Source organism: Okeania sp. SIO2F4 (assembly GCF_010672385.1).
In the GTDB taxonomy this organism is placed as follows: Bacteria; Cyanobacteriota; Cyanobacteriia; order Cyanobacteriales; family Microcoleaceae; genus Trichodesmium.
This window is the reverse complement of the sequence record NZ_JAAHGT010000430.1, coordinates 1-7,828: the sequence shown is the minus strand read 5'-3', so window position 1 is coordinate 7,828 and position 7,828 is coordinate 1. Positions and strand designations below refer to the sequence as shown.

Here is a 7,828-nt window from a genome sequence, read left to right as displayed (position 1 = left end):
TAATTAAATAATAGAGTGTGGGGAGGGTGGGGAGTGTGGGGGGATGGGGAAATATAGAAAGATTTGGCATTATGTGAAGATGGAACATTTTTTTATACCGAATTAACCGGATTTGATATAATTATCAATTATCCATTATCTATTATTGAACCTTCTTACTTCTTCCTTAATTCAAATAAAGAGATTTTCCCTTTTTCCTTCTTACTTAATATGTTAAATCTAAAATTATTACTATATTTTCCCTTCTTCCTTCTTTATTCCTCCTTCTTTCTTCTACCTGCAACTGCTACACCTGAAGTTATTTTTCCTACCTGTCCGAGAAGTTCCATTTCTGAACTACCTCAACCTCCTTTATCTCAGACGAAACCAAGTATTCCTAGTTTGTGGTTAACTCAAGATTTCTTTGGTAGAGAACTTCTTGAGACTTGGTTTGTTAACTCCGATGATACATGGGTAATTTTAGTAGTAAATCAATTAACTTGGCAAAGGCAAGAATATATGGATATTTATAAATTTATCAATCATTTTGGCAGTGTATCTAGAGAATATGGTTATAACTTACAAATATGTCAACTCACTCAAAAAAAACCAATTGCAGCTTATTTTTGTGACTTTGAAACTGCTCCATTAAAATGTCATGTAGAAATTCAATCTAGATTCGGCAGAAGTTTATTTAATCTACCAAAAAAATTTCCATTTCCCTCCATTAAATACTAAACATTAGTCACACAAAGTTATATAGCAATCCTATTTAAATTGTAATATTTTGGTGGTCTGGGCGAATGGCAATTTGCCCCTACAGGAGTCATAATTTTTAAGGTTTTCAGTTTAAATTAACTATTAGACATAGGCGTTAAAATCAAAAATCAAATCAATTATTATCCATAAATTATCAATTATTTCTCCCTGTTCCCACTTAAGTGTTCCCTGTTCCCTCTTTTCTGGAGATGTCTATTATAAAAATTCTCACAACCAACTTAGGATTGCTATATGAAAAATCTTAATGTTTGCTACCAAAGATTCATAGGGAAATGGAGAGATTCGTGTATTTGCACAATTTTTTGTATTTTATAGCTACTTTTTCTATAACTATTCATCAATTTTTCTATAACTATTCATCAATATTTAATGTCAAATAATTTTAATCCGCTATAATTAAAACGATAGTAAATACCAACCGAGAATAAAGACAAGTGCTGACCAATAAATAAGCTCTCAACTCTCCCCTCTCAAAGGGATAAAAAGCGGTCTTTACGGAGCTTCCCGTAGAGTAGGATGGCTAGGTTTCCCGCTCTTACAGAGTCCCTGCGCTTTTCATGTGGCGCAGCGTTTCATGTCGGCGATAGATAGCCGAAAACCCCATATCCAATCGACTAAGAGAAAGGATATTTCGGATTTTTTTGCCTCCCTATTACTGGAGGTACTAATAACTGATAACTAATAACTGATAACTGAAATGACTGCTAATCAACAAAATATCCGTAAACCTTATGACGGTTGGTCATTGGATGACCGTGACCCAGAAATAATTAAGTCAATGATGCCATTGTGGGAATGGTTTTATCGCTATTACTTTCGCGTTCAAACTGATGGTTGGCATCATATTCCTGACGAGAAAATTCTTATAGTTGGCTCTCATAATGGCGGTTTACCAGCTCCAGATATGCATATGTGTATGTATGACTGGTTTAAAAGATTTGGTCCAGAACGTTTGGTTTATGGACTAATGCACCAGAATGCTTGGTCAGCTTTCCCCAGTACACCCTTAGCAGTACAATGTGGAGCAGTTAGAGCGCATCCAAAAATGGCGATCGCTGCCTTTGAAAGAAATGCCTCTGTAGCTGTTTATCCTGGCGGGGGTCCTGATGTTTTCCGCCCCCATTCTATGCGAGATAAAATCTATTTTGCTGGACGTAAAGGCTTTATTAAATTGGCTTTGCGTGAAGAAGTGCCTATTGTACCAATGATTTCTAATGGCGCCCATGATACTTTAATCATATTAGCAGATTTTTATGAACAAGTAAAACAACTCCATGAGTGGGGGATGCCTTGGTTATTTAATGTTGACCCAGAAGTATTTCCTATTTATATAGGTTGGCCTTGGGGATTAGCTATTGGACCTTTGCCGAACTTCCCCTTTCCAGTACAGATCCATACCCGGGTCTGTCCTCCTATTGTGTTTGAACGTTATGGACGTAAGGCAGCTAGCGATCGCGATTATGTTGATGTTTGCTATCAAAAAGTTCTCACACAAATGCAGCAAGAATTAGACCAATTAATATTATCGACTTCGTAGGGAATAGGGAGTAGGGAAAAAGTAGTTTAGATATTGAATATTTATAATTCATAATTAGGGCTTGCTGAATAATCATAAAAGCATTGAAATAAAAAAGTAAGTGCCTTTTTGAATCTAAAAAAGTACGAGCTTTTCACTTGATAGAGCTCAAAAAGTTAGCATTTTTGGCAGACAACGACAGAAAAACCAAGGGTAAATTCTGACTCCTACCTCCTCTATAATTTATGTTCTTCCTGACTCCTGACTCTTACCCTTACCACTCATACTTTTTTCAGCAAACCCTAATTATGCAACGCCAACTTTTCTAGGGCAGTCTTAAAAAATCTTATTTTGAGGAAAAAAGAAAATTTGTGTTATGATTAAAATGATAATTTATTATCAGTAAATTTAATAAACATTTTTATCATACCCGTACTAGAAAAAAACGTTTAAATTACAGCTTCTAAAACTCCCATAAAACACGAATTTCGGTGTCCTAATTGTGGTGTTTATGGCGAACGTACATATCACAACCAATTAACCAAGACTGAATGCTATAGTTGTGATTACCTGATGATTACTCATACTAAAACTGGTCAGGTTGTAGAAGCTTATGCACCAGGTATTTATTTTTAAACTGGTGGAAATTAGAATCTAGCAAAATCAGGACTTACGCAGTACAACGTATTTTCGTCATTGCGACCGACAGGGAAGCAATCTCAAATCCTAGTTTTTCGTACTTCATGCGTAAGTCCTGAAAATTTTAGATTGTGTCTCTAGTAGGGGTTTAGTTTCCCAACCCCTACTACCAAACTCCACTAACTCGTGACTCGCGACGCCCGTAATTGCCCACAAGCTGCATCAGCTTCTAAACCACGGGAGTAACGAACACTAACTGCAATATTTTGTTCTTCCAGAGCATTAACAAAAGATTTTATCTCTTCCTCAGTAGGTCGTTGATAATCAACCTCACTAATAGGGTTATAAGGAATTAAATTAACATGACACTGATACCCGCGCAGATTTTTTGCCAATTCTCTAGCATGGTCTGGTAGATCGTTAAAACCTGCTAACAAAATATATTCAAAGCTAATTCTCCGCTTTGTCACCTTGACATATTCACGACATTCTGCTATCAAATCTTTTAAAGGATAAGACTTAGCACTCGGAACTAAATGTTCCCGCAATCTTTGATTAGAAGCATGAAGACTAATAGCAAGAGTAACTTGCAATTTGTGTTGAGCTAATTGTCGGATGCGATCGCGAATTCCCACAGTTGAGATAGTTATGGAACGTTGCCCAATACCCACATCTTGATTAAGAGACCTAACTGCAGCTAAAACATTTTTAGTATTCAGCAGAGGTTCCCCCATTCCCATAAACACAATATGACTAACCCGTCGCTCAAAATCTTCTTGCACCGTTAGTACCTGGTCAATAATTTCGTATGCTTCTAGGTTACGGGTAAAACCACCCTTACCAGTAGCACAAAAATCACACGCCATTGGGCAACCAACCTGAGAAGAGACACAAACAGTTAAACGTTTATAGCTAGGAATACCCACAGTTTCAATTATGTTGCCATCTGATAGTTGTAGCAAATATTTAACTGTACTGTCTGGAGCAACAGAGCGATGATGTATGACAGAGCGACCAATAGAAAAATCAGCAATTTCCTGACGCCATTGTTTGGAAAATACAGTGATATCTGCAAGAGACTTCACCCCTTTTTGATAGATCCATTGATATAGTTGTTTACCTCGATAAGCAGGTTGACCTTGCTGTTGCACCCACTCTGTTAACTCAGCTAAGGATAAACCGAGGAGAGGAGTTTGAGTAGAAGTTATTAAAGATTGAGTCATAAGTGATTAAGATATTTGTATAAATCAGGACTTAGGCAAAATATTAAGTCATCCACCATCTGTAGGAACGAATGGCCATTCGCCCCTACTAGATACGGCGTTTCTGCGTAAGTCCTTTCATTAATTGATAATTGATAATGGATAATTGATAATTACCTCTGGTTAAAACCGAGAGGATTGAAGATTAGGAAATATCATTTCTTTTTTTCCCCTTAAAAGGGGAGGCTTTAAACCACAATTATTTAATTAACAATTAATAATTAATAATTCGGTAAATAATTTGTTTATTATAGCGCTTTTCATTTGAGTAAGTCACAAAGTAGAGACGTTGCATGCAAAATCCCTACAGGGTTATCATTTTTTTGATGTGGTTCATTAACCTGAAAACTGCCATAACAAGAAAATTAGGGTTTGGAGACTAAACCCCTACCAGATTTAATATTACATATTATTAGAATCACTTCCTTTTGCAGTATATTCACAGAAAATATTTAATCCAATTTTGAGAATGTATAAAACAATAATAGTAGCGATCGCCGGATCTATAGGCAACCCTGAAATTGTCACCATAGAAACTATCAACCCTGTCAATAAAGGAGCGCTGCCTGGATTTTTGGTGTATTCTTTAAATTGGGCACGAAAACCTTCATCACCACAAAGCTCTTGACGGAGTACCTCAAGGGTAACTTTCCAGAAAGATTTACGATTAGGATCGTATTGGTACATCTCTTCTGGGGATTTTTTTTCATACCAAAGTTCATCAAAAGCAGTGTCAAGTCTGCCGTCATTTTTTTCCAATATTGCTAGTGCTTTCTGTGCAGGATTATAATCTTGCAATAACTGTAATTTTTCCTTGATTTCATCAGAAGTTAATTGAGTTTCCATATTTTTGGCTCCATTTAATTTTCTCTAGTCATCCACACGAGATAACCTAAAATCCGATCTACTGGTGGCAATAAATACACATTGAGATCGATTGTTACAACTGATTCAACTAGCTGCATAAACTGCCATTGAATTCCATTACTCACACTACCATAAATTTTGGGAATAGGAGAATTTTGCATTTCATTAAATCTTTGAGCAGCAACCATCTCTGCCATACATTGACCAGTCCCTGTTATGATATCGGTTTTCTTCGCTTCTACCACCACCATAACTGCTGGTGCTTCAATTTCTAGAACTTGTGTTGACCGAGTTAGCAAAAAATCACAGACCCCATTTAGACCTACTGACTCATCAACATTAAATTCTGCCCCAGAAAATAGACTGACTTTACGGTCTAACTGTCGTCTTACTTCTAAAAGCACTGGGTAAATAATACCTTCCGAACGTGCTTTTTCACTGCCAGATGTAGCGACAATGGGTAAGCTTTCTTGGAGATAGTCAGATAGAGTAGGAGAAGGAGCGATCGCTTCAAGTTCTGGCAAAAAGCGATCGCCTTCAACTACTGTTAAGTTAAAAGCTGTTTTAACGCTGCTAATGGTGTTGAACTGACTGTAAGACATAGAATAACTTCCAGATAACTGACTTTTAGTAAGGCGTTTAGATTTATGAGGGTAGGTAAATTTCATAAATTCAGAACCTTGCAGGAGAGGGGAGAGATACTCTTTCACTCTTTCACAGGGTTAGGTTTTTTACCCACAAAATCACCTTAATTTTACACTGAATTATTTAACTTTTGAATAAACAAATCAGGAGTAATAATTCGGGGATTAACAACTGGAAAATCCTGGGTATTTCTAGTAACAATAGCATCTAATTGATTAATCAAAGCGGTACTGTACTGAATAGCATCTTCCAAGTCGCTAAAATTAGAATTTAGTGCAGTTTCTATTATTTCCTGATTGACAGTAGCAATTTTACAGTATGTAAGCAACCATGTTAAAAAGTTTCTTGCCCATTCTTTGCCTCTTGCTTTACCAACAATATAATAAATATCGCTAAAGGTTGAGGCGGAAATATAACCTTCAATTTGCCCCTGCTCAACTAGCAATAAAATTTCTCTACTGGCATCAACATAAGGTTCACGTTCAAGAGCAGCATCTACAATAATATTGGTATCTAAAAGTATTTTCATAGATTATGTTTTTCCTTTAAATATTCCCATTTAGCAACGTCGGGGTCGAAGTCTGGGGGGACTGGTGGAGCAGTTGCTAATAATTCTTTGAGGGATTTTACTCCTGGTAAATTTTGTTTTTTTGAAGTTTGTGGTTGTGTGGCAGTAATATTCTCTGGTGCTGCAACGGGTTGCAAAATAATTACTTCTACCTCTCCTGGTGACATATTAATAGGTTCGTTAATAACTAAGTTGCCTGAGTTATCAATTTTGGCTTTGAGTTTGTATGCTTGCATATTTATTAACCTTTTTTCACAGCAGAATAATATTAAAACTAATTATATAATACACTATTATTGTTCTAATCAGAAAATAATTCATAAAAATATATCTCTAAATGAGGTGATTATGTCAGTAGAATTACAACGGCGACAATTTACTGTAAAAGAATATCATAAAATGGCTGAAGCAGGTATTCTCAGAGAAAATGACAGAGTAGAATTAATAGCAGGATAAATTATTAAATTAGCACCTATTGGTATTTCTGATGCTGCTTGCTTAAGGCGCTTAAATCAAATTTTTCATAAACTATTGTACAGTCAAGTAATAGTTGATAATCATAACAAAATCCACTTAAGTGATGAGAGTGAACCTGAACCAGATTTAATTTTGTTACAATGGCGTGATGATTTTTATGAAGCCAAACATCCCCAACCAGAGGATATATTATTATTAATAGAAGTGGCAGAGTCAACTATTAAGTATGATCGAGAAATTAAGATACCTTTGTATGCTGAAAATAGAATTTCTGAGGTGTGGTTGATAGATATTAATCAACAATTAGTAGAAGTTTATCGAGAATCTCAAGGGAATAATTATCAGAATGTGCAGCAGTTTTTTCGGGGGGATATTTTAACTATTGAAGCTTTTGATGATATTAATTTAGCTGTCGAGCAAATTTTAGCATAAGTAACTCTTTGCTCAATATCTGTATCCGTGCATTCGTGCCAAAATTGTTGTCTTGCTTCCTTGTCGAACAAATTTTAGGATAAATATTGTAGGTTGGGTTAAGCGACAGCGCAACCCAACACAAACAATCACAATTTTCTTGCTGGGTTTCCGTATGTCTTCTTACAATTGATGTTTTATTCATCTATTGGACAATAGTTACAGCAGTTTCCGTGCGTTATGAAGTAAATAGATCGCTGACTTTCCCAAGATTGATGTTTTATTCATCTATTGTACAATAGTACATCCATGGGAAAATCTCTGTCTACTGATAACTGAATAAGCGATCGCCTTGTCAAACTCTTTTTACAAATATTCTGTTTTACCCAATAGGAGGTAATTGTTAGCCTCAGTTATTGATATTTTTGTTGATTTTAACCATTTTACTTTTGCTTGGGTTGCAATGTTTGTAGTTGGGTTTGAGCAAGAAGATAAATATTTGATATAGAATTCGGATGATTAATATAGCCTTTCTAGTCATTGCGACTGAAACGGAGTGGAAGGAAGCAATCTCAGGGGTTTAGGAGATTGCTATCCTGACGGACTGCTGCGCAAACGCTGTCTATCGCAATGACAGCTATTAAATCGGATTTGATATGACTTGATCAAGCGCAACTACGAGTA

The 7,828-nt window shown here is 35.9% G+C and carries 8 protein-coding genes; 3 read left to right on the top strand and 5 right to left on the bottom strand.

Translation table 11 applies throughout. The annotated features are described in order from the left end of the window. Positions 1–210: 210 nt before the first annotated feature. Positions 211–717: a hypothetical protein gene (locus F6K22_RS23795; protein ID WP_293103589.1), complete on the top strand. Its 507-nt coding sequence runs from the start codon at positions 211–213 to the stop codon at positions 715–717. Positions 718–1,456: 739 nt separating this feature from the next. After that, complete coding sequence (locus tag F6K22_RS23790; RefSeq protein WP_293103586.1) at positions 1,457–2,296, top strand: lysophospholipid acyltransferase family protein; 840 nt, start codon at positions 1,457–1,459, stop codon at positions 2,294–2,296. A gap of 797 nt (positions 2,297–3,093) precedes the next feature. On the opposite strand, the gene rlmN is transcribed toward F6K22_RS23790, so the two are convergent. The 5 genes from rlmN to F6K22_RS23765 all read right to left on the bottom strand — a co-directional run bounded on the left by rlmN (position 3,094) and on the right by F6K22_RS23765 (position 6,492). After that, positions 3,094–4,137, bottom strand: coding sequence for a dual-specificity RNA methyltransferase RlmN (rlmN, locus tag F6K22_RS23785; protein ID WP_293103584.1), 1,044 nt, complete (start codon positions 4,135–4,137; stop codon positions 3,094–3,096). A gap of 441 nt (positions 4,138–4,578) precedes the next feature. Next, positions 4,579–5,022, bottom strand: a complete 444-nt coding sequence (locus F6K22_RS23780) for a hypothetical protein (RefSeq protein WP_293103581.1) — start codon at positions 5,020–5,022, stop codon at positions 4,579–4,581. Between the two features lie 14 nt (positions 5,023–5,036). Continuing rightward, a complete protein-coding gene (locus F6K22_RS23775) occupies positions 5,037–5,711 on the bottom strand; it encodes a hypothetical protein (RefSeq protein ID WP_363274258.1) in 675 nt (224 codons plus the stop codon). 86 nt (positions 5,712–5,797) lie between these two features. Beyond that, positions 5,798–6,217: a type II toxin-antitoxin system VapC family toxin gene (locus F6K22_RS23770; protein ID WP_293103579.1), complete on the bottom strand. Its 420-nt coding sequence runs from the start codon at positions 6,215–6,217 to the stop codon at positions 5,798–5,800. Further along, complete coding sequence (locus tag F6K22_RS23765; RefSeq protein ID WP_293103576.1) at positions 6,214–6,492, bottom strand: hypothetical protein; 279 nt, start codon at positions 6,490–6,492, stop codon at positions 6,214–6,216. Before F6K22_RS23765 ends, F6K22_RS23770 begins: the two co-directional genes overlap by 4 nt. 220 nt (positions 6,493–6,712) lie before the next feature. On the opposite strand from F6K22_RS23765, the gene F6K22_RS23760 reads away from it, so the two are divergent. Continuing rightward, entirely contained in the window at positions 6,713–7,165 is a 453-nt protein-coding gene (locus F6K22_RS23760) for a Uma2 family endonuclease (RefSeq protein WP_363274261.1), read from the top strand. Positions 7,166–7,828 lie beyond the last annotated feature (663 nt).